The sequence below is a fragment of the Rhizobium sp. SEMIA 4085 genome (genome assembly GCF_013004495.1).
Taxonomy (GTDB): Bacteria; Pseudomonadota; Alphaproteobacteria; order Rhizobiales; family Rhizobiaceae; genus Rhizobium; species Rhizobium gallicum.
Genome location: NZ_JABEPH010000044.1, coordinates 1 through 23,593, shown reverse-complemented (window position 1 = coordinate 23,593; position 23,593 = coordinate 1). Strand labels below are relative to the sequence as shown.

Below are 23,593 nucleotides of genomic sequence, written 5' to 3'. Positions count from 1 at the left end.
AGCCATGATTCGTGCCCGGCATGCAATCTTATCGAAGCGGCGGCGCGGCGTTACCGACAGGTCCTTTTTCACAGCCATGGGCGGTGCTTCATCGATGGTGCTGCTCGTGCCTCCAATCGTACTCGCAACCGGGTGGTTCATGGCACTGCGGCCCTTTGGCGATGCGACGCGCTTTGCGGCCGTGCTCGTCGTTCTCATCAATATGCTCATGGCACTTCCCTTTGTCATGCGCGTACTGGAGCCGGCCTATATTGTGCATCAGCGCCGGACGCAGAAACTGGCCGCAAGCTTGGGGATTGCGCACGCGGCTCGATTGAGATTGATCGATTGGCCGGGCTTGAAGAAGCCGCTGCTCACCGCCTTGTCGTTCGCAATGGCGCTCTCGCTCGGCGATCTCGGCGCCGTTGCTCTCTTCGGTTCTGAAGGTTTGGTGACATTGCCCTGGCTCGTCTACAGCCGCATGGGCAGCTACCGGACGAACGATGCCGACGGCCTTGCGCTGATCCTCGGCATCATTTGCCTGCTGCTGACAATCGCCGGAACAGCGGGCCAGCCGAGACGGGAGAATGGCGATGGCGATCGCTAATCAAGACGAGATCGAAATGCAGGACGTGCGCTTGATGCTCGGCACGCACGCTTTCCATTTCGATTCCCGTCTGCCGGCCGGCCGGATCATCGCGGTGAGCGGGCCTTCCGGCGCCGGGAAGTCAACCTTTCTCAATCTGCTTGCCGGTTTTGAAAGACCTGACAGCGGCCGCATTTTGATGCACGGCGCTGATGTGACGGCCGCCTATCCGGCGGAACGTCCGGTCTCGGTCGTCTTCCAGGACAACAATCTCTTTGCCCATCTTGATATCTTTACCAATGTCGGCCTGGGGATCGATCCGGCGTTGAAGCTTGCCGCCCAAGACCGGAGAAAAATTTCCCAAGCGCTTGAGAAGGTCGGTCTCGCCAATTTCGAACGGCGTATGCCCGCAACGCTTTCCGGTGGAGAGCGGCAGCGAGCCGCATTTGCGCGCGCGCTCGTGCGAAAGCGCGCCGTTCTGCTGCTGGATGAACCTTTTGCAGCGCTTGACCCGGGCTTGCGCGCAGGCATGGCCGAACTGCTGCTTGGTATGCACATGGAAACCGAAAACACGGTGATCATGGTTTCGCATGATCCCGACGAGGTGCGCCGGATCGCCGATTACGGTGTCTTTATCGATAAAGGCGCGATCGTTCTTGCCGCGCCACTCACCGAGTATCTCGCGCGGGAAGATATGCCCGCGCTAAGGCGATTTCTGCACGGCTGACGAATCTCATACTTGCGATGGCACTTTCGCCACAATTTCATCCGAGCGAAAGATCGCCCTAACGACGCCACGCTTGCTAAAATACAACGGCGCTACAATTAAACAGAGTCTCGCTATGCAACCGATGCGGAAATCAGTTACAGCAATGGCTTGTGTCTTCCCGCTGTGCAGTGCGAGAACCGGGATGGACGACTGTTGAACCCCGTTGGAAGCGGCCGGATCGGACATGCGGCAAACCGGCCGAAAAGCAAGATGACTCGGAGAGCCAGACTGGACAGCATGACGACGTGGAAACGCCCCGCGCCCTCCAGTAACGTGCTTTCTGCGCCCTACCGGTGGAGCCGCCATGCGCTGCTTGTGTCTGCGGCCGCAGTCGCGCTCAATGGCTGCCAGTCGATTCTCGAGCAATCCTATCAGCCGACGGTCTCGCCCTCTGCCAGCCCACAGATCGTCGATGAAGTGCAGAAGAACGATCCGCGTGCCGCCATGGGCGCGCGCGAACATCCGCGTATCGTTGCAAGCTACGGCGGCGAATACAAGGACGCCAAGACTGAACGCCTCGTTGCGCGCATTGCCGGTGCGCTAACGGCGGTTTCGGAAAATCCGAGCCAGTCCTACCGAATCACGATTTTGAATTCGCCGGCAATCAACGCTTTCGCGCTGCCGGGCGGCTATCTCTATGTGACCCGAGGTCTGCTGGCGCTTGCCAACGACGCTTCCGAAGTCGCGGCTGTGCTGTCGCATGAAATGGGTCACGTTACGGCCAATCACGGCATCGAACGCCAGAAGCGCGAAGAGGCGGAGGTCATCGCGAGCCGCGTCGTCGCCGAGGTTTTGTCGAGCGACATCGCCGGCAAACAGGCGCTTGCCCGCGGTAAGCTGCGTCTCGCCGCCTTCTCGCGCCAGCAGGAACTGCAGGCCGATGTGATCGGCGTGCGCATGCTCGGTGAAGCGGGCTACGATCCTTACGCCGCCACTCGCTTCCTCGATTCCATGGCGGCCTATAGTCGCTTCATGTCGGCCGATCCTGAGGCCGATCAAAGCCTGGACTTCCTTTCGAGCCACCCGAACTCGGTGCAGCGTATCGAGCTTGCGCGCGATCACGCCCGCGCCTTCGGCCAGGAAGGGACGGTCGGAGACAAGGGCCGGGGCTATTATCTCGATGGCATCGACGGTCTTCTCTATGGCGACAGTCCGGAGGAAGGCTATGTTCGTGGCCAGACCTTCCTGCACGGTGGTCTCGGCATTCGCTTCGACGTGCCGCCGGATTTCAGCATCGACAATAAAGTCGAAGCCGTCATGGCCACCGGTCCGGGAGACGTGGCGATCCGCTTCGACGGGGTTGCCGACAGCGACAACCAAAGCTTGACGAACTACATATCGAGCGGCTGGGTCACCGGCCTCGATCCTTCGACGATCCGGCCGATCACCGTCAACGGCATGGAAGCGGCAACGGCCCGTGCAACCGCGGATCGCTGGGATTTCGACGTGACCGTGGTGCGCAACAACTCGCAGATCTTCCGCTTCTTGACCGCCGTTCCAAAGGGCAGTGCCGTCCTGCAGCCGACGGCAGACGTACTGCGCGCCAGCTTCCGCCGCATGACACCGCAAGAGGCGGCAACGCTGAAGCCTCTGAGAATCCGCGTCATCAGCGTGCGTCCCGGCGAAAACGTCGCAACGCTGGCGGCCCGAATGCTGGGCACGGATCGTAAGCTCGACCTCTTCAAATTGATCAATGCCCTGCCAACTGGCGGCACGGTCTCGCCCGGCGACCGCGTGAAAATCATTTCCGAATAAAAAGAACCCGGCTTTCGCCGGGCCAGTTTGTGCTGCTGGAAGTAAGAGCTCTAGGCGTGAGCCGCCATATGGGGATCCGCGCTGACAAGCGCGCTGCGCAACTTTTCCATGGCGCGGCTTTCGATCTGGCGAACGCGTTCCTTTGAAATTCCGAGATCGGCGCCGAGTTCTTCGAGCGTCGCACCTTCTTCGGCAAGGCGGCGTGCCGCAATGATCTTCATTTCGCGCTCATTGAGATGTTTCAGCGCCGATGTCAGCCAGATACGGCGACGTTCGCCATCGATCATGTTGGAAACCTGCTCGTCCGGCAACGGATCGTCGCTGACAAGGAAATCCATCTTCTCCGCGCTGTCGGCATCGCCGGAAACCGAAGGCGCCTGCAGCGAGGCGTCATTGCCGGAAAGGCGCGCATCCATCGTCTGGACGTCGGCGAGGCTGACACCCAGGGCAGCCGCGATCTCCTGATGGATGGATTGAAGGGTGAGATGCGAGTCGCCTCTGGCAAGTTTGGCGCGCAGGCGACGCAGATTGAAGAAGAGGGCCTTTTGGGCGGAGCTCGTACCGCCGCGGACAATCGACCAGTTGCGCAGGATATAATCCTGAATCGACGCACGAATCCACCAGCTTGCGTAGGTAGAGAAGCGCACCTCGCGTTCCGGCTCAAAGCGGGCAGCCGCTTCAAGGAGACCGACATAACCTTCCTGGACAAGATCGCTCATCGGCAGACCGAAGTTGCGAAACTTGCCCGCCATCGAAATGACGAGACGCATGTGAGCCATCGCGATCTGGTTGCGGGCACCGCGATCCTCATTGTCCTTCCAGCGAATAGCGAGATCATGTTCTTCTTCGCGAGCAAGATAGGGAGCCGCCATGGCGATTTTGATCATGCGCCGGTCTGCAGACATGTTCTTCATAATCGGTCTCCTAAAAATCAGGCCTCGTGCCCTTGAAGAAAACAATCAGGTTACTCCCGGACCAAGCTGCCCGGATCAATCCAGCGTGTGAATGCATAAAGGCCCCGCTCCTGGATTTTTCAGGAGGAGGCCCTATCTCTTTGTCATATGCAGGTAAGGTTGGACCCGATTCTTCAAGTTGCCGGCCTGGCAAATTGTGGAAGGCATGATCCGCTCCTCATCGAACGTTGACAGGATGCGAACGTTCGATCAGGCAGATATTTCCCGATGCAATCCGCACGTACAGTGTCTAAACGCGGCTGGCCGGAAAAAGTTCCACAAAAAAACCCGGCTCGCAGGCCGGGCTTTTTGTTAAGGAAAACAATGCAGTATTAAGCGGCTTCGTCCTGCGAATCGTCTTCTTCGATTGCCTTGCCGCGCTTCGGACCCTTGTTGAGATTCATCTCGACGAGACGAACAGCTTCGGTTTCCGACATCTTGTTCACTGCGGCGATTTCGCGCGCCATGCGATCGAGCGCCGCTTCATAGAGCTGACGCTCGGAATAGGACTGCTCGGGCTGATTTTCAGCGCGATAGAGGTCGCGAACGACTTCTGCGATGGAAATCAGGTCACCGGAGTTGATCTTGGCATCATATTCCTGCGCACGGCGGGACCACATGGTGCGCTTGACACGTGCCTTACCCTGCACGACCTTCAGGGCGCGCTCGACGAAATCGGTTTCCGAGAGCTTGCGCATGCCGATGCTCATTGCCTTGGCAACCGGAACTTTCAAGCGCATCTTGTCCTTATCGAAATCGATAACGAAAAGCTCGAGCTTCATGCCGGCGACTTCTTGCTCTTCGATAGCCGTGATGTTACCGACGCCGTGAGCGGGGTATACGATCGATTCGCCGGTCTTGAAGCCATGGCGTGCTGCTGAAGGTTTTTTCTGCTGGGTCGTCATACTAATCAAAAACTCCCTGTTACGCGTCCGGCAGCGGCCGGCGCCGGGTCAGTCAGGCCCGGTTGAGACGGATCAGCTCCGTCGGGTGACTTCACTCTGGTCCCACCAGACAGAAGCAAAAGATCTCCTTGCGCGCGATCAATGATCGAACAGCTCAAGGCGTTGATATCTCACGGGGAACCGCGTACGGATTTCTTTTGCTTTCGTGATGGTTTTGGGCACGCTTCGTGCCTCAAATGGATCAGTGTGGCGAACCTATCATAAAAATATGAGGAAATCAATAATTTGCTTAACGTGAGTCATGTGGGCAACACATGGCACCCATATCAGCAGAGCATCTTATAAACGTTTACGCCCGCCTTCGGCCCCTATTTCAGGGCTACACCGGCAAAATGTTCGTCAATCGCCGGAACCGGGTTTTTCGCTGAAGTACTTCTCGAACTTGCCGGCCTCTCCGTCCATTTCCTTGGCTTCCGCCATCGGTTCTTTCTTGACGGTGATGTTGGGCCAGCTGCTGGCATATTCAGCATTGATCTTGAGCCACTTGTCGAGCCCGGGCTCGGTATCCGGCTTGATGGCCTCGGCGGGACATTCCGGTTCGCAGACACCACAGTCGATGCACTCATCCGGGTGGATGACGAGGAAATTTTCGCCCTCATAGAAGCAGTCGACAGGGCATACTTCCACGCAGTCGGTATATTTGCAGCGAATGCAATTGTCGGTCACGACATAGGTCATGAAGAACTCCAGGATTTTCACGCAAGCGGGGCCGGGCAACCTGGAACGTCGCGCCTTTCCCCTGGCCGGAGGACAGCGTGGACAGGCTTGGGAGGCAAGCACACTGTCCGGCAAGTTGACTGTCACGTATCGGCTTTGTGGTCGAATTTCAAGAATAAACGATCTGTCGATCAGGCCCTGATGGACAGAGTTTTCTAATCCTCGTCCGACATCAGTCTGTCGACTGCGCGCCGCTCCTTTTTCGTCGGCCGGCCGGCGCCCGTCGAACGGATGGCCTGCTCGTAGGGCGTGAGACGTTTTGTCTCACCCTGAGGCGGCGTCAGATCCTCGTAAAGTAGTTTTGCTTCTTCGAAGGGCCCGCGCCTCTCGCCTGATGCCTTCACGATCAGAACCACATCCCGCCGATCCAGCGTCAGCTCGACACGGTCACCCGCCTTCACGGTCTGGCTGGGTTGTTGGACGCGCTCGCCATTGATGCGAACGTGGCCTGACTGGATGTGGCCTTGCGCCAGAGAGCGAGATTTCACCATGCGCGTGAAAAACAGCCACTTGTCGATGCGCTGACGCGAACCGCTTCCTGGCTGTGTCTCCCCGCTCATAGGCTACTTCTTCATCTGCTCCTTCAAGGCAGCGAGCTTTGCGAAAGGAGAATCCGGATCAATCGGCTTTTCCTTGCGCGGCGCCTTTGCCTCGAAGCGCAACGGCTGCGAGCCGTTGCGATTGTTGTTGCGGTCGTTGCGATCCTTGCGGTCGCCGCGATCCTGACGATCGCCCCGCTGCTCGTTGCGATCGCCCCGAGCCTGGTGCGGCTTGCCGCCGTCGCGGCCGCGTTCGTGGCGTTTGCCGTCCCGGCCTTCGCCACGATTGCCTTCTGCGCCTTCACCCCCGCCGTGGCGGCGGTTGCCCTGCTGCTGACGGTCACCGCCGCGGCGTTCCCCGGGACTGCGTGCTTGGCGATGGTTGTCGTTGCGTCCGCCAAGACGCCACAAAAGGACAGGTTTCGGTTCGACAGGTTCAGCGGCTTCCGCAGATTCAGCCGCGGATGCTTCGCTCGCCGCGGCCTCGACAGCCGGTTTTTCTTCTGCAGCCGGCGCTGCGGAAGCAGCTTCTTCCGATGTGCTGTCGGCATCGTCATGATCGGCTTTTTCGGCGGCCTCTTCCCCAGAGGTTTCGGCTGCCGGGGCAGCGGAAGCATCGTGGGCAGCAAGATGAGTTGCTGCATCCTCGGCCGTCACGGCATCGGCGCGATAGCCAAGGCCCTTGAGGATCTCTTCCATGTCCTCCAGCGTCGCGCCGAGGATCGAAAGCATCGCAGTGGTGGTCGTGAAGCGGCGGCCATCATAAGCGCCTTCCGGCCGGTTCGCCTGACCCGGCTTCCACTGCAGCAACGGACGGATGATATCCGCAAGCCGCTCGAGAATATCGATGCGAACGGCACGCTTGCCGAGAAACCGGAAACCAGCGAGCTTATAGAACGTGCGCTCGAAGCCCGGATCGGTCACGACGGACGTGCGGCCGGCAGCCAGCACCGGAATGAGATCGCCGTAGCCCGGTTTTTCAAGGCCGTCATTTTTCAAGGCCCAGAGCAGCGTGATGAGTTCAGCCGGAGCCGGCTTCAAAAGCGCAGGGACGAAAATGTGGTAGGCGCCGAAGCGAACACCATAACGGCGCATGGAAGCGCGCGCGTCCTGATCCAGCGACTTCACCTCTTCCGTCACATCGCGGCGGAAGAGCACACCGAGATTTTCGACGAGCTGGAAGGCGAGGCCCTTGGCAAGGCCCTGTAGGTCCTCAGCACGCGAAAGATCATCGAGCGGCTTCAAAACCGTGCTGATATGGTGATTGACGAAGCGTTCGACGCGGGCTGCAACGTGCTCGCGCGCGTTGCCCGTCAGCTGTTCGTCGGCAAGCAGGATGACGCGAGGACGCATGACGTGCTCGCTGCCCGCAAGGCGAGCAACCGGATCGCCGATCCACCGGATGAGGCCGTCGGCGCTGATCGCCAGATCGCTGTTGCCTGCAGCATGGAGGCGCGCGGCGCGCGCCTCGAATTCCAGGGCAAGCGCCTTTTGCGATGCCGTTTGGATCGCCTTGGCGTCCGATCCGTCCGCACCCGAAATTGGGGTAAACCGGAACCCGGACAACTGCCCCACATGATGTCCTTCAACAAAGACATCGCCATTCACACTGATTTCAGCTTCCAGCATCGCATTCTCTCTCAGGCGCTTCATGAGCACAGATGTCCTGCGATCAACAAAGCGTTTCGTCAACCTTTCATGTAACGCATCGGACAATCGATCCTCGATTTCCCGCGTCTTTTCCTGCCAGTGTGTCGGATCGGCAAGCCATCCGGGCCGATTCGACACATAAGTCCATGTTCTTATCTGCGCGATTCGCGCCGAAAGCGTGTCAATTTCGCCATCCGTGCGATCGGCTCTTTGCACCTGCTCTGCGAGAAACTGCTCGTTCACCGTGCCATAGCGCACAAGATCGGAAAAGAGCGTCGAGATCAGGTCAGCATGCTGTGCAGGGGTGATACGCCGATAATCAGGCAGCGCGCAAGTTTCCCAAAGCTTCTCCACGCGCTGCGGATTTGTAGCCAGATCTACGATTTCCGGATAGCGCGTCAGGTGTTCAAGCGCTTGCTGGTCGACGGCGGGCAAAGCCCGCGTCAAACCTTCAGCGCTCGGCGGACGTTCAAGACTGGCCCGCAATGATTGTATCGACGAGAAATCAAGCTCTTTCGTGCGCCACTGCAAGACCCTGACATTGTCGAATTCGTGCGCTTCTATCCGCTGCGCCAATTCCTCATCGAACGGCTGCACTTGGCCTGTTACGCCGAATGTACCGTCACGCACGTGGCGGCCGGCACGTCCGGCAACCTGGCCGAGTTCGGCAGGATTGAGATTGCGGAACTGATAGCCGTCGAACTTGCGGTCCTGCGCGAACGCCACGTGATCGACATCGAGATTGAGGCCCATGCCGATCGCATCGGTCGCGACGAGATATTCAACATCGCCGGCCTGATAGAGCGCAACTTGAGAATTTCGGGTGCGGGGACTGAGGGCACCGAGAACAACCGCAGCACCCCCTCGCTGACGGCGGATCAATTCGGCAATGGCGTAGACCTCATCTGCCGAAAAGGCGACGATCACCGAGCGCTGAGGAAGACGGGTGATCTTCTTTTGACCCGCGTAGAAGAGGTGCGAAAGCCGCGGCCTCTCAACGACCGTGATGCCCGGCAGGAGTTGCTGCAGGATCGGCCGCATCGTGTCGGCCCCTAAAAGCAGCGTTTCGTCGCGGCCTCGCAAATGCAAAATACGGTCGGTGAAGATGTGGCCGCGCTCGAGGTCGCCTGCAAGCTGGACCTCATCGATCGCGACAAAGGCGGCCTTGGTTTCGCGCGGCATGGCTTCGACCGTGCAAACCGAAAAGCGCGCAGTCGGCGGCGAGATCTTCTCCTCGCCGGTCACGAGGGCGACATTCTGCACTCCCACCTTTTCGACGACACGCGTATAGACTTCCCGTGCCAGCAAACGCAGCGGCAGGCCGATCACGCCGGTGCCGTGGGCTACCATGCGCTCGATGGCGTAATGGGTCTTGCCCGTATTGGTGGGGCCGAGCACCGCGGTCACGCCGCGCCCGCTCAGTATCATGGGCTGCGATGTCAGTGTCATTGTCCATGCAAGTGAGGCGGGGGAGCCTCGAGGTCAAGTGCGCTCCGTTCCCGAAGCAGACAACACATGGACAGCCGGCCGGCTAAACGCAAGAGCCGTCTTCCAAAATCAGCTGCAAACTTGATTCAGGAAATGCCGCTAAGTGACTGTTTTAAGATTCGGAACAGCGTGAGAACGAATCAGCGACGAATCGGCGACCCGCGGTGATTCAGCTTTTGTTCACGGCTAAGTATTGGTTTTGAATCAGTTTTTCCTACTAGATGCTGATTTGGCATCAGGCGCTGGATAGCGCGAAATGCTGCTCGGGTTAACGTTCTTTCCCGAGAGCGAATATGGACGAGAAACAGCTGGGAAAATTGCCGGGAATTGAGGCTGCGGCCGAATCCGGAACGATCGGCGGCCAATCCCAAGGGCAATGTTTGCGTCAGGTTTCGGAAGCCGGATTCATATTCGACGAACGCTTCACGCGATCGCATTAACATTTCGATCAAATCCGGAACGAATCGCTGACGAATCGGCGACATCGCGATTTTCCCGGTTCGTTCACCGCAACATATTGTATTGAATTCGAATTTTAACCATAGAACCACGACGACGCGTTGGTCGCCCGGTACTGCCATCGACGGTCCTTTTAACGATTGACGCTTCTCTTGATCACCGTTCTTGACCCCCGTCCTAAGCAGAAAACCGGTGCCGCCTGCATATTGGGAGCTTAGCCGGGAACAAAAATCGCGGATGCGTGTTTATTGTCCATTCGGACTTACGATGAGTTGAAGGAATCGCAACATGCTCGGAACGATACTTCTCATTATCCTTATTCTGCTTTTGATTGGTGCTCTCCCGAATTGGGGATACAGCCGTGGTTGGGGCTATGGACCTTCCGGGGGTTTGGGGCTAGTTCTCATCATCATAATTATCCTTGTCTTAATGGGCCGGATTTAACGGCTAGGTAACTGGGAGTGAAAGTCATGATGAAAAAAATTGCGATTGTAGCCGCCCTTGTAGGCGCCCTTGCATCCTGCACGCCGACGGAAAGAGGGACGGCCATTGGCGCTGGTACCGGCGCAATCATTGGCGGTGCTGTTAGCGACAGTTGGGGTGGCGCTGCAGTCGGTGCGGTTGCTGGCGGCCTTGCTGGTGCTCTTATCGGCCAGTCCGTGGAACGCCGCGGCTACTGCGTCTATCGCGACCGCTACGGTCGCCGCTACGAAGCACGCTGCCCGCGCCGTTACTAAGTATTGCCGTTAAAATGAAAGCAAACGGGCGCCATCGGCGCCCGTTTGTTGTTGCGTGTCATCAAAAGCATGTCGACGACCGGTCGCGAAGGTCAAATTCTACTCCACCACAGGGGTGAGCGATATTCCTTCCACAACACGGCAACGGTTGCCGTTCAGGCAAGGAATGCCTCCATGGTTCAGATCATTTTGAATGCCGCTGTCGCCGATCTCGTTGCAGCAGCGTTACGCACGATAGCTTCTGGTACGCTTTGCGCCGGCGACAGCCGTCCGCAAAGCGTACCAGTCAGGGCAAATATCAGGCGTCCGCGCGGCAACTAAACGAAGAACTGCCCGCCGTTCGCCGAAAGCGTCGAGCCGGTGATAAAGCCGGCATCGTCGGAGATGAGAAAGGCAACGCAGCGCGCGACCTCCTCCGGCTCGCCAAGGCGCCCGACCGGAATCTGGGGAATGATCCGCTCGTTGAGCACTTTCTCCGGAACCGCAAGAACCATTTCCGTGCCGATATAGCCAGGGCAGACGGCGTTCACCGTAATGTTCTTCGCTGCCCCCTCCTGGGCAAGTGCTTTCGTAAAGCCGAGATCACCCGCCTTGGCAGCCGAATAGTTCACCTGCCCCATCTGACCCTTTTGGCCATTGATGGAAGAGATGTTGACGATGCGTCCGAAGCTGCGGTCGCGCATCCCGCCCCAGACGTGGTGCGTCATGTTGAAGAGGCCGGTAAGGTTTGTATTGATGACCTCATGCCATTGCTGCGGCGTCATCTTGTGAAACATTGCGTCGCGCGTAATGCCGGCATTGTTGACCAGCACTTCGATGCCGCCGAGTTCTGCCTCCACCTTTGCGACCCCTTCGCCGCAAGCGACGTAATCGGAAACATCCCACTTGAAGACCGGGATGCCGGTTACGTCATGGAAGGCCCTCGCCTTCTCGTCGTTGCCGGCGTAACTGGCGGCGACCTTATAGCCCGCATTCCTAAGTGCCATCGAAATGGCGGCACCGATGCCGCGCGTGCCACCGGTGACCAAAACCACTCTGCTCATGCTTCGCTCCCCTCTCGGTCATTCGCCTTTGATCAGGCGCTCTCGAATTATCAATCGCATACTATTCAAAATGCCTCGAAGCACATGGCGACACCCATGCCGCCACCGATGCAAAGTGTCGCAAGACCCTTCTTGGCACTGCGCCGCTTCATTTCGAACAGCAGCGTGTTGAGAACCCGCGCTCCGGACGCACCGATCGGATGACCGATCGCGATTGCGCCGCCATTGACGTTGACGATCGCCGGATCCCAGCCAAGATCCTTGTTCACAGCGCAAGCTTGAGCGGCAAAGGCCTCGTTCGCCTCGACCAGGTCGAGATCGCCTACGGACCAGCCAGCCTTCTCAAGCGCCCTGCGCGACGCAGGGATCGGGCCAGTACCCATCACTTGAGGATCCACACCAGCCGTCGCCCAGGAAACGATGCGTGCCAGCGGCTGGATGCCGCGCCTTTCGGCCTCCGCTTCCGTCATCAGGATCGCGGCTGCCGCGCCGTCATTGAGGCCCGACGCATTGCCAGCCGTCACCGTGCCCTCTTTGTCGAAAGCCGGACGAAGCTTGCCCATTGAATCGAGTGTTGCACCGTGACGGATATACTCGTCCGCATCCACGGTGACATCGCCCTTGCGTGTCTGGATGACGAAGGGAACGATCTCATCCTTGAAGCGGCCTTCCTTCTGGGCCGCTTCCGCCTTGTTCTGAGAGGAAACCGCAAACTGATCCTGGTCGTCGCGGGAAAGTTGCCACTGGCGGGCGACGTTCTCGGCGGTGATGCCCATGTGGTAGCCGTAAAAAGCGTCTGTCAGGCCGTCCTTGATCATGGTGTCGACCATCTTCATGTCGCCCATCTTCGTACCGCCACGCAGATGCGCGGCATGCGGAGCCATTGACATCGATTCCTGGCCGCCGGCGACTATGATCTTCGCATCCCCCAGCGCGATCTGCTGCATTCCCAGAGCGACCGCCCGAAGGCCCGAACCGCAAAGCTGGTTGACGCTCCAGGCGGTAGCCTCGTTCGGAACGCCCGCTTTTATGGCGGCCTGGCGCGCTGGATTTTGGCCTTCGCCTGCTTGCAGCACCTGGCCAAGGATAACCTCGTCGACCTCGGCTGCGTCGACGCCTGCGCGTTCTAGCGCAGCTTTGAGGGCGGCAGCCCCAAGCTCATGCGCCGGAACCGTGGCGAATGCACCATTGAAAGAGCCGACCGCTGTGCGGGCCGCGCTGGCGATGACGATGGATGAACTGCTCATAAAGGCCTCCTCGTTTTCCTTCAGCATACATAGGTCGAAACTGGCAAAGCTTCAGCCCTAAGTCAAACGAGAAGGCGACTGCGGTGATTTTCGCTGCGGCTTGCGAATGTGCGAATTATCCCTTTTCTCAAAGGGGTTGCCGCATCGCACAAAGAGATTGTCACCAGGCTTCTTTTGCGTCTACAGTCTGTTACGGAGGAATATCCATGACAATCAGACGGGGTTCAGGAGACTGATATGGCGAAGAACGAGGGTCAAATAGTCATCAAGAAATACGCCAACCGCCGCCTCTACAATACAGGCACCAGCACCTATGTGACGTTGGAAGATCTGGCGGAGATGGTGAAGAGGGGAGAGGATTTTACCGTACAGGACGCAAAGAGCGGTGATGACATCACACATTCCGTTTTGACCCAGATCATTTTCGAACAGGAATCAAAAACCGGAAATACGCTGCTGCCGATTTCCTTCCTGCGCCAGCTCATCACTTATTACGGCGATCAGATGCAGATGGTCGTTCCGAGCTTTCTTGAACATTCCATGCGCGCCTTCACCGAACAGCAGGCGCAGATGCGCGAACAGGTGAACCGCGCCTTCGGCGAGTCACCGCGCGGCAAGAACCTGCAGCTGCCGATTCAGATGGTCGAGGACCAGGTCCGCCGCAACACCGAGATGTTTCAGAAGGCCATGCAGATGTTCTCTCCCTTCATGACACCTCCCGCCAAGGAAACGAAGAAGGCCGAGGCGAAGGATATCGACGAGTTGAAGGAACAGCTGCGCGCCCTGCAGAACAAGCTCGACAATCTCTAAGGTTCAAAGCCCGATCGAAACATCGCGGCCGGCACTGCGGATCGAGACTGCAAACCCGCCGATCACGTCGATCAATGCAATCGTCATCAAGATGAAGAAGACCTGTGTTGCCGCATCCTGGACGAGAAGGAACTCGACCAGGAAGGCGATGAAAACCAGCATCGACAACATGTGATTGACAAGGCTGCCGGATCCATTGCGGGTGGCCTTCAATATCTCGAAGAACAGGATCACCAGCGCCACGACGATGAAGAGCTCGCCGAGCGCCATGCTCCAGATCGCACCGCAGATCATCGAAAGCACCATGATGTCATGCTGGAGCGCGGGAATGCCTCCGCCACCCATCAAACCGGCCATCGTCATGTTGTAAAGAATAAACGGGATTACCATCAGCGGCATTACAGCGATCATTGAGCCATGTCCCCTATTTCGACGGGAATACTGCAGCAGATCACAGCACCACTTCAAGGCATGGGAAGTACAATAGTGCTCAAAAGCAAAAAGGCCGGCGTTGAAGCCGGCCTTTTCAATCCTGGCTGTGCCAGATTTTGGGAGCTTTATGCGCTTTCCTTCGGCGTCAGAACCTGGCGGCCACGATACATACCGGTCTTCAGATCGATATGGTGCGGGCGGCGCAGTTCGCCGGAATTCTTGTCTTCCACGTAGGTCGGAGCCTTCAGGGCGTCTGCAGAACGGCGCATACCGCGCTTGGACGGGCTCGTTTTTCTCTTCGGTACAGCCATTTTACGTACTCCAATTCACAGGCAACACATTCCCGGCCAAGCTGGCGGCCGAAACGGACGTATCGCGATTTCGGAAATTTTGCGCGCTTATACATGCCTTGCGGGTGGTTGACCAGTCCCCAAACAGATTTTTTGCGATTCTCGTGAATTCAAGCTCAGAGCTCGTCTTTCGGCACGATCCAGGGCTCGGCTTGGGCCGCAGCTTCCCACTTCAGCCAGGCAGGATGCGCCTTTAACGCCGCCATATAGTTCAACGTGTCGCTGGCAGTTACAAGGTCATAGGTATCGAAGCGGCTGACGACCGGCGCAAACATCGCGTCGGCGGCCGAAAATTCGCCAAACAGAAACGGTCCGCCCGAGCGGCCGCGCAACTCGCGGAAAATGGTTTCGATCCGCACGACATCATCCATTACGCCATCCGCAGGTGCGATCTTGCCTCGCTCGCGCCGGATATTCATCGGACAGGCGCCTCTGAGCGCTCGGAAACCCGAAAGCATCTCCATCGAGACCGAACGCGCCACCGCGCGCTGTGCGCGATCCTCGGGCCAAAGCCCCGCCTCGGGATGGAGCTCGGAGACGTAGTCGATGATCGAGAGCGATTCCCATACCCGCAGGCTGCCATGGAATAGAACCGGCACCCTGCCCGTGGGAGAGATCTCCCTGATGCGCGGATTGCCTGCGGGAAAATCAAAGGGGATCAGAATTTCTTCGAACGCAATGCCCGTTGCTTCCATCGCAATCCATGGCCGGAACGACCATGAGGAGTAGTTCTTGTTTCCGATATAGAGGGTTAGGCTGTCCATGAAGCATCCCTAAATTGATTTCGGGGCCGAATTTAGCGGCGCCCGGCTAACGCGACCAATGAATAATTCATGCCTCAATCATAAAGACATCTGATGTAATCGCCGGAACCTTGAGCGCGGCGCTCGATGACTGAGGCAAGCGTGCGAAGGCCGCGGCGGGGCTTTCCGGCGTTTCGGTCGATCGGGTTCGGGAGAGAAACGGCCAAAAGCGCTGCTTGGCGTCGCGAGAGCTTGGAAGCCGGTACCTTGAAATGATAGCGCGCCGCCGCCTCGATGCCGTAGATACCCGGTCCCCACTCCGCAATGTTGAGATAGATCTCCATCAGCCGGCGTTTGGTCCAGACGAGGTCAGAGGCGACCGCCAGCGGCAGTTCAAGTGCCTTGCGCACAAAGGAGCGTCCATTCCACAGAAACAGGTTCTTTGCCGTCTGCATCGGGATTGTGCTGCCGCCGCGGGTCGCTTCGCCGTCGAGGGTCTCTGCGACCAGCTCCTGCATTTCACCCCAGTCGACCCCGCCGTGGAAACAGTATTGACCATCCTCCGACATCATCACGGACTGAACGAGAACCGGCGAGATGTCGTCCAAAGAGACCCATTGCCGGTCGTAGCCGCGCAGGAGCACGATGTCGCGCAACATCAGCGTCGAGACGGGATGAATAAAAGGGATCAGATAAACAAAGATCAGAACATAAGGCAGGACCAGAAATCCGGCGGTCGCAAGGACGATGCGCGTCATGATCGACCGGCTGCGCAGCCAAGCGAACAAACGGCGATGAGCCGGCATCGCAATGCTGTCCTCTCTTTCCGGCGATATGTCCAATATGTGTATGCCCAACACCTGTTCCCTCCGCTCTCATAGCGTTTGCTGGTCGTGAAGGCCAGATGCAAAGGAAATCTTGCTGTGATCATTGACAATTCCGTTGCAACGGCGCCACTGCTCATGCCAAAGAGCGCGCATGGTCGCGAGCTCCGAAGCCTTCGATATCCGTTTGAAGACCAACGCCCAAGAGATCGAGGCGTTGCTGGACGCGCTGCTTTCCAATGACGTGCGAGAGGATGAGATTGCCCGCCCTGAAAGCCTGAGGGCGGCGATGCACTATGCGGTGCTGAACGGTGGCAAGCGGCTTCGCCCATTTCTCGTCGTGGAGAGCGCGCTGCTCCTGGGCGGAGACAAAGAGGCGGCCTTGAGAGTGGGTGCAGCACTTGAATGCATTCACTGCTATTCGCTCGTTCATGACGATCTTCCAGCGATGGACGATGACAAGCTACGCCGCGGCAAACCGACGCTGCACATAGCCTTCGACGAGGCGACCGCGATCCTTGCAGGAGACAGCCTTCTGACCTACGCCTTCGACATTATCGCCGCCGACGAGACGGGACTTCCAGAGCAAAGCAAGGTGGCGCTGGTCCTTGCGCTTGCGCGCAGCGCTGGCCTGGGCGGAATGGCTGGCGGACAGGCACTGGATCTTGCTGCGGAAAAAAACACACCGGATGAACGCGGCATCGTTACATTGCAGGCTATGAAGACGGGAGCGTTAATCCGCTTTGCTTGCGAAGCAGGCGCGATGATCGCCGGCGCCTCGAGCGACGATCGCAAGCGCCTGCGCGCTTTCGGCGAAAAGATCGGTCTTGCCTTCCAGCTCGCCGACGATCTTCTTGATGTCACATCAGACGCCGCCACCATGGGCAAGGCGACCGGCAAGGACGTGGGCCGCGGCAAAGGTACTCTCGTCTCTCTGCGTGGTATCGGATGGGCCGAAGCCGAGCTCCGACGCCACGTCGAGGATGCGACACAGCTGTTGGAGCCTTACGGCGATGCCGCTGCGACGCTCGCCGCCACCGCGCGTTTTGTTGCCGCTCGAAAAAGCTGACGCAGCAGCGGCAGGCGAGACACCTGTCGGCATCTAGCGGCTGAGCTCATTCAGCAGCGGTCTTTTGACCGAAGCGCCTTTCGATATAGTCGATGACAAGCGCCTCGAAATCCGAAGCAATGTTCGGCCCGCGCAACGTCAGCGTCTTCTTGCCATCAATGAAAACGGGCGCGGCCGGCGTCTCGCCGGTGCCAGGCAGCGAAATGCCGATATCGGCATGCTTGCTTTCGCCCGGCCCGTTGACGATGCAGCCCATCACCGCGACGTTCAGGGCTTCCACGCCCGGATATTTCTCCCGCCAGACCGGCATGTTCTTGCGGATATCGTTTTGAATATTCTGCGCCAGTTCCTGGAAAACCGTCGATGTCGTTCGGCCGCAGCCGGGACAGGCAGCGACCACCGGCACGAACTGCCGGAAACCCATAACCTGCAGCAGTTCCTGTGCCACCTGCACTTCGCGTGTACGATCGCCATTCGGCTCCGGCGTCAGCGAAACGCGGATCGTATCGCCGATGCCGTGCTGCAGAACGTAGCCCATGGCAGCCGACGAAGCGACGACGCCCTTGGTGCCCATTCCTGCTTCCGTGAGTCCGAGATGCAGCGCATGGTCCGAGCGCTCGGAAAGCATGGAATAGACAGCGATCAGATCCTGGACCTGACTGACCTTGGCCGACAGGATAATGCGGTTTCGCGGCAGGCCGATTTCTTCGGCAAGGGTGGCCGAGATCAATGCCGATTGCACGATCGCCTCGCGCGTCACCTGACGAGCCGAAAGCGGCGAACCCGCCTCGGCATTCTTGTCCATCAGCGCCGTCAGCAAGTCCTGGTCGAGCGAACCCCAGTTGACGCCGATACGCACCGGTTTGTCATAGCGGACCGCTGTCTCGATGATTTCGGCGAACTGCTTGTCCTTCTTGTCCTTGAAACCGACATTGCCAGGATTGATGCGGTATTTCGCCAATGCTTCGGCGCAGGCCGGATGATCGGCAAGCAGCTTGTGGCCGATATAGTGGAAATCGCCGATAAGCGGCACATCCATGCCGAGGCGCAGGAGCCGCTCGCGAATCTTCGGAACGGCAGCAGCGCTTTCGTCACGATCGACGGTGATGCGCACGAGCTCCGACCCCGCCTTGAAGAGGGCGGCAACCTGCGCAACCGTGGAATCGATATCCGCCGTATCGGTATTTGTCATTGACTGCACGACAACCGGCGCACCGCCGCCGACGACGACGCCGCCCACGTCGACCGCGACGGAAGCGCGGCGCGGTTTCGGATCAAAATCGGTAGGTGAGGACATAGATAGAGCTCTTGAACCCTTAAATTCGTGCCTTTCAGGTGGATCATACCCGCTTTCTTGTCAACGCCCAAAGCATCACTTTTGCTTGGCTGACCTAGTGCCCGCCGCCGGAGATGCCGTCCGCGTAGCGGGCAAGCTTCGAAAAGATCAGCACCACGACCAGCAGGACGGGCAGCGCCATGAAGACGGCGCTAAAGCCGACATGCTCGGCTGCAAAGCCGATTGCAGAGGGTGCAACCAGCATGCCGGAATAGCCCATGGTCGTGACGACCGAAAGGCCGATCCCGGCCTTCAGGCCAGGGACATTGCCTGCCGCGGAAAAGGCGATCGGCACCATGTTCGAAATGCCGATGCCACAAAAGGCAAAGCCGACAATGGCAAGCTCGGCATTCGGCGCAAGGGCTGCGATCAGCATGCCGGCGATGGCAAAGAGGGTGCAGACGCGCAGCGTCTTGACGCCGCCGAGCTTGTCGCGCACCAGATCGCCGGCGAAACGCATGATTGCCATTGTCAGCGAGAAGGCCGCAAACCCGAAACCGGAAAGAGCAACGGATGCATTCATTTCCTGGCGGAGATAGAGCGCACCCCAGTCGAGCACGGCACCTTCCGGAACCATCGAAAAGAGCGCCATGAGCCCGAGCAACCATGGCAGAGGCGTCATCGGCAGGCGTGTTTTTTCTTTCTTCTCATCCGGATGCGGCGGATCGGCAAGGATCATCGGCCAGGCGATCACGAGGAAAACCAACGTGAGCACGGTAGCGAGCTGCGCATGGCCAAGAACGCCGAGCTTGGCGATGACGAAGCCGCCAAGGCCCGAACCGATCAGGCCGCCAAGGCTCCAGAAGGCATGGCAGGACGACATGATCGCCCGGCGCATCGACTTCTCGACGGCAACGGCGTTGGCGTTCATTGCGACGTCCATTGCGCCGATGAACCCACCAAACAGGAAGAGCGCGATTGCGCCGGTAACAATATTCGGCGCCACCGTCAGCGCCAGAAGAATTGGCAGTACACAGGCCGCGGTTGCCCGCGACACCACGTGCGAGCCATGCTTGGCGATCTGCGCCCCGGCAATCGGCATCAATGTCAATGACCCAAGGCCGAACACCAGGATCATCAGCCCGAGCTGGAATTTCGTCAGTTCCAGACGCTCCGCGAAATCCGGAATCTTCGGAGCCCAGCAGCCGACGACAAAGCCGTTCATCAGGAAGAGCAGCGACACCGCAACCCTGCTCTTCGGCAGGAAGCCACGCCGCACCCCTTGGGCCACATTCATCGGATTATCCATTGTATTCCCGTCTCCTCCTGCAGTCGGCCCCTTAAGGATCCGACTCAAAGTTATTCATCGCGCCTTGCGCGCCTTGACAGTCCGGCAGCCCCGCTCGCGATAGGCCGCAAGCAGCGCCTCGTCGGCATCGTCCTCCACGACGAGGCATTCGCAATGGGCGACGGGCAGGACGCCGTGCGGCGCCGCTGTACTGAATTTATCCGAGGTTACTGCAACCAGCACCTTCCGGCTTCGCGACGTCGCGAACCGCTTGAACTCGGCGTCCTCGAAACCGAATGTCGTGACGCCCGCTTCCAGATCGATGCCGCAGGCGCCGAGAATGCAAAGGTCTGGCGAGATCTGCTCCATGTCCCGCATTGCCTTGGCGCCGAGTGCGCCGCCCACCTGCCGGTCGACCATTCCGCCGATCAGGATGACATCGACGCCGCCGTTGTCTATCAGCGCTGCGGCAATTGCCGGAGCATTCGTCGCAGCCGTCAGCGCCATGTCTGATGGAAGGGCTTTGGCAATCGCCAGATTGGTGCTTCCCGCATCAAAAAATATCGTCGACCCGGGCGTAATCTGCGAGACGGCGGCTTGGGCCAGCAGTTGTTTGCGATCGAGGGCAATTCCCATTCGCTGCTTGAGGCTCCCGCCGGCAGGCGAAACCGGCAGCGCACCGCCATAGACCCGCTCACAGAGCCCGGCAGCTGCCATCTCGCGCAGATCGCGTCGGATCGTATCTTCGGAAACCCCGAATTCCAGCGCGAGTTCAGCCGCAAGCACACGGCCGTTCGCCTGAAGCTTGCCGGATATGATGTTCTGCCGCTCCTTCAACAGCATCTCGGTCGTATTCATGCCTGTTTAGCTCGCATTTGGCGCCATATTCTGAGAACGTGCATAAACGTATATGAACGTGCACACAATAGGCACGGCCACACGTTTTCTGACAGCCTGAAACAAGCCGCGTCAAAATCCAGCCAAATGAGAAAAATATTCGCAGTCGCCCAATTTCTTTGCAGTTTTCTACGCTTCGCCACGCCCTATTTTCTGCAATCTATCTGTCATCCAATTTCTCCCACATGGACCCGCAAACATGAAACTCCTCAAGACCATCGCTGCCGCGGCCTTTATCTCGGCCACTGCCTTCGTCTCCGCCCAGGCCGGCGAAAATCTCAACGCCATCAAGTCCGCAGGCGTTTTCAAGATCGGTACGGAGGGCACCTATGCGCCATTCACCTACCATGACGAAAGCGGCAAGCTCGTGGGGTTCGACGTCGAAATCGGCGAAGCGATTGCCGCCAAGATCGGCGTCAAGGCCGAGTTCGTTGAAGGCAAGTGGGACGGCCTGATTGCCGGCCTCGACGCCAAGCGCTACGACACCGTCATCAACCAGGTCGGCATCACCGAAGCCCGCAAGCAGAAGTACGACTTCTCCGAGCCCTATATCGCCTCCAAGGCGGTGCTCATCGCCCGTGCAGACGACGACAGCATCAAGAGCTTCGCCGACCTGAAGGGCAAGAAATCTGCCCAGTCGTTGACAAGCAACTTCGGCAAGCTCGCCGAGCAATCCGGCGCAGAGCTCATCGGCACCGAAGGCTTCGACCAATCGATCCAGCTCGTGCTGACCGGCCGCGCCGATGCAACGATCAATGACAGCCTCTCTTTCCTGGACTTCAAGAAGCACAAGCCGGACGCAAATGTGAAGATTGCGGCCGAGCAGGAAAACGCCGACTACTCCGGCATCATCATCCGCAAGAAAGAGCCGGAACTGCTCGAGGCGATCAACAAGGCACTGGCAGACATCAAGGCAGACGGCACCTACAAGAAGATCGCCGATAAATATTTCGGCCAGGACGTATCGAAGTAAGCGCTTCGAAAGGGCGGTTTCCTGCCGCTGGCACATCCTCTATATCTGCTGAAGAGCGTCCAGCGAAAAGCCGCTGGACGCCCTTTCATTAAGGAAACACACCTGTGCCGCACTGGCTTCAACTGATGGCGGAATCGCTCCCCACGCTTTTGTGGGCCGGCCTGATCTTCACCATACCGCTGACCCTGCTCTCCTTCGTCTTCGGCCTGGCGCTCGGGCTGGTGACCGCCGTGGCACGCCTCTTCGGCCCGGCTCCCATCGCCTCAATCGCGCGGTTCTACGTCTGGGTCATCCGCGGCACGCCGCTGCTCGTGCAGCTCTTCGTCATCTTCTACGGCCTGCCGAGCCTCGGCATTCTGCTCGACGCCTTTTCGGCGGCTCTGATCGGCTTCACGCTGAACATCGGCGCTTACAGCTCCGAAATCATCCGGGCGGTCATCTCCTCCGTTTCGAAGGGACAATGGGAAGCTGCCTATTCGATCGGCATGAACTGGCGGCAGGCGATGAGCCGCACGATCTTGCCGCAGGCCGGTCGTGTCGCCGTGCCGCCGCTTTCAAATACCTTCATTTCATTGGTCAAGGATACGTCGCTGGCGGCGGCAATCACCGTGCCGGAGCTTTTCCAGGCTGCACAGCGCATCGTTGCGACAACCTATGAGCCGCTGATCCTTTATATCGAGGCAGCGCTGATCTACCTCGTTTTGAGCTCCGTGCTCTCAGCGCTGCAGGTACGGCTCGAGCGCCGCTTCGCGCGCTACGGCGGCATGCTGGAGGCAAATGCATGATCGAGCTTTCCAACATCGAAAAGCGCTTCGGTGATGCCATCATCCTAAAGGATATCAGCATCCGCATCCCCGAAGGCACCGTCACTGCCCTCGTGGGTCCCTCCGGCGGCGGCAAGAGCACGCTGCTTCGCTGCATCAACCTGCTTGAGATTCCGACAGCTGGTTCGATCCGGATTGGCGAAGAGACGCTGGATTTTGTGCCGGGAAGGAGGCTTGGTTGGCAAGCGATCCAGAAGATCCGCCGCCAGACGGGCATGGTCTTCCAGAATTTCCAGCTCTTCCCACATCAAACCGCGATCGAAAACGTCATGGAAGGCTTAGTGACGGTCCTGAAATGGCCGAAAGAAAGGGCGCACGCCCGCGCTATGGAACTGCTCACCAAGGTCGACATGGCGCATAAGGCGGATGCCTGGCCCTCGACACTTTCCGGCGGCCAGCAGCAGCGCGTCGCGATCGCCCGTGCGTTGGCTCCGTCGCCGCGCGTCCTTCTCTGTGACGAGCCGACTTCGGCACTCGATCCCGAACTTTCGGCGGAAGTCGTCGATGTTCTCGGCCGGCTGGCCAGCGAAGGCACGACCATGGTCATGGCGACACATGATCTGCGGCTCGCCTCGAAGATCGCCCACAACGTCGTGTTTCTGGAAGCCGGAAACGTCGTCGAAACCGGCACGGCGAAGTCCATCTTCACGGCGCCGGAACGCGAGCGCACCAAACGCTTCATCTCGACGATCAACGCCGCACATACCTACGATATCTAGACTACGCCTAGGACCGGCTGACCCGTTTCACAATATCGAGGATTGCGTGCGTTATCGTCGCTCGATCTCCGCGTTGGATTGGGTGATCTGTATCGTGGATGGATCGAGCACGTTCATCCATTCATCCATCCATTTCCACACAATAAGTCCGGTGGTCCGCGAGCCACTCATCACGTCCATGAATCGATGGCATCTGACCGATTCATAAGTGTCGTTGCACGCGTACTAGGCGGACCGGCGGCTCTGTGAAAAATAGCAGTCCCGGCACCACGCCCGATCAAGTTCGCTATTGAGGAACTAAAATCTAGGTAGTGAGGTATGGATGGCGAATCTTTTCCGGTCCCCAAACCCACGAAACCGTGATTACTTTCAGCTCTGTCCAGCAATAGCGGCCCTTATGCTTACTTGAATATTATGCACATCACGGTCGAACAAGGTATGAGTGATCTTTGACTTTGGGAGGACGCGATGACAGTTCCAACGCTAGATCGCGGGTTTGGC

Annotated in this window: 26 protein-coding genes; 11 read left to right on the top strand and 15 right to left on the bottom strand. The window is 58.7% G+C overall.

The window, feature by feature from the left end; all coding sequences use genetic code 11:
• From C9413_RS07130 to C9413_RS07120, 3 genes are all read left to right on the top strand, one after another.
• The coding region (locus tag C9413_RS07130) for an ABC transporter permease subunit (protein ID WP_170250311.1) at positions 1–586 on the top strand (586 nt) is incomplete at its 5' end.
• Positions 573–1,292 carry an ATP-binding cassette domain-containing protein gene (locus tag C9413_RS07125; RefSeq protein WP_170250310.1) on the top strand — a complete coding sequence of 240 codons (720 nt, stop codon included), beginning with the start codon at positions 573–575 and terminating at the stop codon, positions 1,290–1,292. The genes C9413_RS07130 and C9413_RS07125, both read left to right, overlap by 14 nt.
• A gap of 252 nt (positions 1,293–1,544) precedes the next feature.
• Positions 1,545–3,089: a M48 family metalloprotease gene (locus tag C9413_RS07120; RefSeq protein WP_039847041.1), complete on the top strand. Its 1,545-nt coding sequence runs from the start codon at positions 1,545–1,547 to the stop codon at positions 3,087–3,089.
• 50 nt (positions 3,090–3,139) lie between these two features.
• Here C9413_RS07120 and C9413_RS07115 read toward each other — a convergent pair whose 3' ends face one another.
• The 6 genes from C9413_RS07115 to C9413_RS07090 all read right to left on the bottom strand — a co-directional run bounded on the left by C9413_RS07115 (position 3,140) and on the right by C9413_RS07090 (position 9,982).
• Positions 3,140–4,003: an RNA polymerase factor sigma-32 gene (locus C9413_RS07115; RefSeq protein WP_022717472.1), complete on the bottom strand. Its 864-nt coding sequence runs from the start codon at positions 4,001–4,003 to the stop codon at positions 3,140–3,142.
• A gap of 371 nt (positions 4,004–4,374) precedes the next feature.
• Entirely contained in the window at positions 4,375–4,947 is a 573-nt protein-coding gene (locus C9413_RS07110) for a CarD family transcriptional regulator (protein WP_039846455.1), read from the bottom strand.
• 399 nt (positions 4,948–5,346) lie between these two features.
• On the bottom strand, positions 5,347–5,685 hold the full coding sequence (fdxA, locus tag C9413_RS07105) for a ferredoxin FdxA (protein ID WP_028739996.1): 339 nt from the start codon (positions 5,683–5,685) through the stop codon (positions 5,347–5,349).
• A 194-nt stretch (positions 5,686–5,879) separates the two neighbouring features.
• Positions 5,880–6,284 carry an RNA-binding S4 domain-containing protein gene (locus tag C9413_RS07100; RefSeq protein ID WP_039846456.1) on the bottom strand — a complete coding sequence of 135 codons (405 nt, stop codon included), beginning with the start codon at positions 6,282–6,284 and terminating at the stop codon, positions 5,880–5,882.
• 3 nt (positions 6,285–6,287) lie between these two features.
• Positions 6,288–9,362, bottom strand: a complete 3,075-nt coding sequence (locus C9413_RS07095) for a DEAD/DEAH box helicase (RefSeq protein WP_039846457.1) — start codon at positions 9,360–9,362, stop codon at positions 6,288–6,290.
• A gap of 179 nt (positions 9,363–9,541) precedes the next feature.
• Complete coding sequence (locus tag C9413_RS07090; protein WP_170250309.1) at positions 9,542–9,982, bottom strand: hypothetical protein; 441 nt, start codon at positions 9,980–9,982, stop codon at positions 9,542–9,544.
• A 166-nt stretch (positions 9,983–10,148) separates the two neighbouring features.
• Between C9413_RS07090 and C9413_RS07085 the strand changes: the two genes are divergently transcribed.
• The 3 genes from C9413_RS07085 to C9413_RS07075 all read left to right on the top strand — a co-directional run bounded on the left by C9413_RS07085 (position 10,149) and on the right by C9413_RS07075 (position 10,918).
• On the top strand, positions 10,149–10,304 hold the full coding sequence (locus C9413_RS07085) for a DUF3309 family protein (RefSeq protein WP_022717477.1): 156 nt from the start codon (positions 10,149–10,151) through the stop codon (positions 10,302–10,304).
• A 26-nt stretch (positions 10,305–10,330) separates the two neighbouring features.
• The gene (locus tag C9413_RS07080; protein ID WP_039846458.1) at positions 10,331–10,597 is read left to right on the top strand and encodes a YMGG-like glycine zipper-containing protein; all 267 of its coding nucleotides are present in this window, start codon (positions 10,331–10,333) and stop codon (positions 10,595–10,597) included.
• A 174-nt stretch (positions 10,598–10,771) separates the two neighbouring features.
• On the top strand, positions 10,772–10,918 hold the full coding sequence (locus C9413_RS07075) for a hypothetical protein (protein WP_166677501.1): 147 nt from the start codon (positions 10,772–10,774) through the stop codon (positions 10,916–10,918).
• Here the strand turns inward: C9413_RS07075 and phbB are convergent.
• The gene (gene phbB, locus C9413_RS07070) at positions 10,915–11,640 is read right to left on the bottom strand and encodes an acetoacetyl-CoA reductase (protein WP_039846460.1); all 726 of its coding nucleotides are present in this window, start codon (positions 11,638–11,640) and stop codon (positions 10,915–10,917) included. The two genes, C9413_RS07075 and phbB, sit on opposite strands and share 4 nt — an antisense overlap.
• Positions 11,641–11,705: 65 nt before the next feature.
• Positions 11,706–12,887, bottom strand: coding sequence for an acetyl-CoA C-acetyltransferase (locus C9413_RS07065; protein ID WP_039847042.1), 1,182 nt, complete (start codon positions 12,885–12,887; stop codon positions 11,706–11,708).
• A gap of 237 nt (positions 12,888–13,124) precedes the next feature.
• Here C9413_RS07065 and phaR point away from each other — a divergent pair, with 237 nt between their 5' ends.
• Positions 13,125–13,697, top strand: coding sequence for a polyhydroxyalkanoate synthesis repressor PhaR (gene phaR, locus C9413_RS07060; protein WP_170250308.1), 573 nt, complete (start codon positions 13,125–13,127; stop codon positions 13,695–13,697).
• 3 nt (positions 13,698–13,700) lie between these two features.
• On the opposite strand, the gene C9413_RS07055 is transcribed toward phaR, so the two are convergent.
• The 4 genes from C9413_RS07055 to mtgA form a co-directional block, all read right to left on the bottom strand.
• Positions 13,701–14,108 (bottom strand): hypothetical protein, encoded by a 408-nt coding sequence (locus C9413_RS07055; RefSeq protein ID WP_170250307.1) that lies wholly within the window; start codon positions 14,106–14,108, stop codon positions 13,701–13,703.
• Positions 14,109–14,254: 146 nt separating this feature from the next.
• Positions 14,255–14,440 (bottom strand): 50S ribosomal protein L32, encoded by a 186-nt coding sequence (gene rpmF / locus C9413_RS07050; protein WP_003543812.1) that lies wholly within the window; start codon positions 14,438–14,440, stop codon positions 14,255–14,257.
• A 155-nt stretch (positions 14,441–14,595) separates the two neighbouring features.
• Entirely contained in the window at positions 14,596–15,243 is a 648-nt protein-coding gene (locus tag C9413_RS07045) for a glutathione S-transferase family protein (protein ID WP_039846463.1), read from the bottom strand.
• A 74-nt stretch (positions 15,244–15,317) separates the two neighbouring features.
• A complete protein-coding gene (mtgA, locus tag C9413_RS07040) occupies positions 15,318–16,064 on the bottom strand; it encodes a monofunctional biosynthetic peptidoglycan transglycosylase (protein ID WP_170250312.1) in 747 nt (248 codons plus the stop codon).
• A gap of 136 nt (positions 16,065–16,200) precedes the next feature.
• Here mtgA and C9413_RS07035 point away from each other — a divergent pair, with 136 nt between their 5' ends.
• On the top strand, positions 16,201–17,115 hold the full coding sequence (locus C9413_RS07035; protein ID WP_039846464.1) for a polyprenyl synthetase family protein: 915 nt from the start codon (positions 16,201–16,203) through the stop codon (positions 17,113–17,115).
• 46 nt (positions 17,116–17,161) lie between these two features.
• On the opposite strand, the gene ispG is transcribed toward C9413_RS07035, so the two are convergent.
• From ispG to C9413_RS07020, 3 genes are all read right to left on the bottom strand, one after another.
• Positions 17,162–18,412: a flavodoxin-dependent (E)-4-hydroxy-3-methylbut-2-enyl-diphosphate synthase gene (gene ispG, locus C9413_RS07030; RefSeq protein WP_039846465.1), complete on the bottom strand. Its 1,251-nt coding sequence runs from the start codon at positions 18,410–18,412 to the stop codon at positions 17,162–17,164.
• Between the two features lie 94 nt (positions 18,413–18,506).
• On the bottom strand, positions 18,507–19,700 hold the full coding sequence (locus tag C9413_RS07025; RefSeq protein ID WP_039846466.1) for an MFS transporter: 1,194 nt from the start codon (positions 19,698–19,700) through the stop codon (positions 18,507–18,509).
• A 54-nt stretch (positions 19,701–19,754) separates the two neighbouring features.
• Positions 19,755–20,537 (bottom strand): DeoR/GlpR family DNA-binding transcription regulator, encoded by a 783-nt coding sequence (locus C9413_RS07020; RefSeq protein WP_039846467.1) that lies wholly within the window; start codon positions 20,535–20,537, stop codon positions 19,755–19,757.
• A 238-nt stretch (positions 20,538–20,775) separates the two neighbouring features.
• On the opposite strand from C9413_RS07020, the gene C9413_RS07015 reads away from it, so the two are divergent.
• The 3 genes from C9413_RS07015 (at position 20,776) to C9413_RS07005 (ending at position 23,092) form a co-directional block, all read left to right on the top strand.
• Positions 20,776–21,549, top strand: coding sequence for an amino acid ABC transporter substrate-binding protein (locus C9413_RS07015; protein ID WP_039846468.1), 774 nt, complete (start codon positions 20,776–20,778; stop codon positions 21,547–21,549).
• 104 nt (positions 21,550–21,653) lie between these two features.
• Positions 21,654–22,334, top strand: a complete 681-nt coding sequence (locus C9413_RS07010; RefSeq protein ID WP_039846469.1) for an amino acid ABC transporter permease — start codon at positions 21,654–21,656, stop codon at positions 22,332–22,334.
• On the top strand, positions 22,331–23,092 hold the full coding sequence (locus tag C9413_RS07005; RefSeq protein WP_039846470.1) for an amino acid ABC transporter ATP-binding protein: 762 nt from the start codon (positions 22,331–22,333) through the stop codon (positions 23,090–23,092). Before C9413_RS07010 ends, C9413_RS07005 begins: the two co-directional genes overlap by 4 nt.
• Positions 23,093–23,593 lie beyond the last annotated feature (501 nt).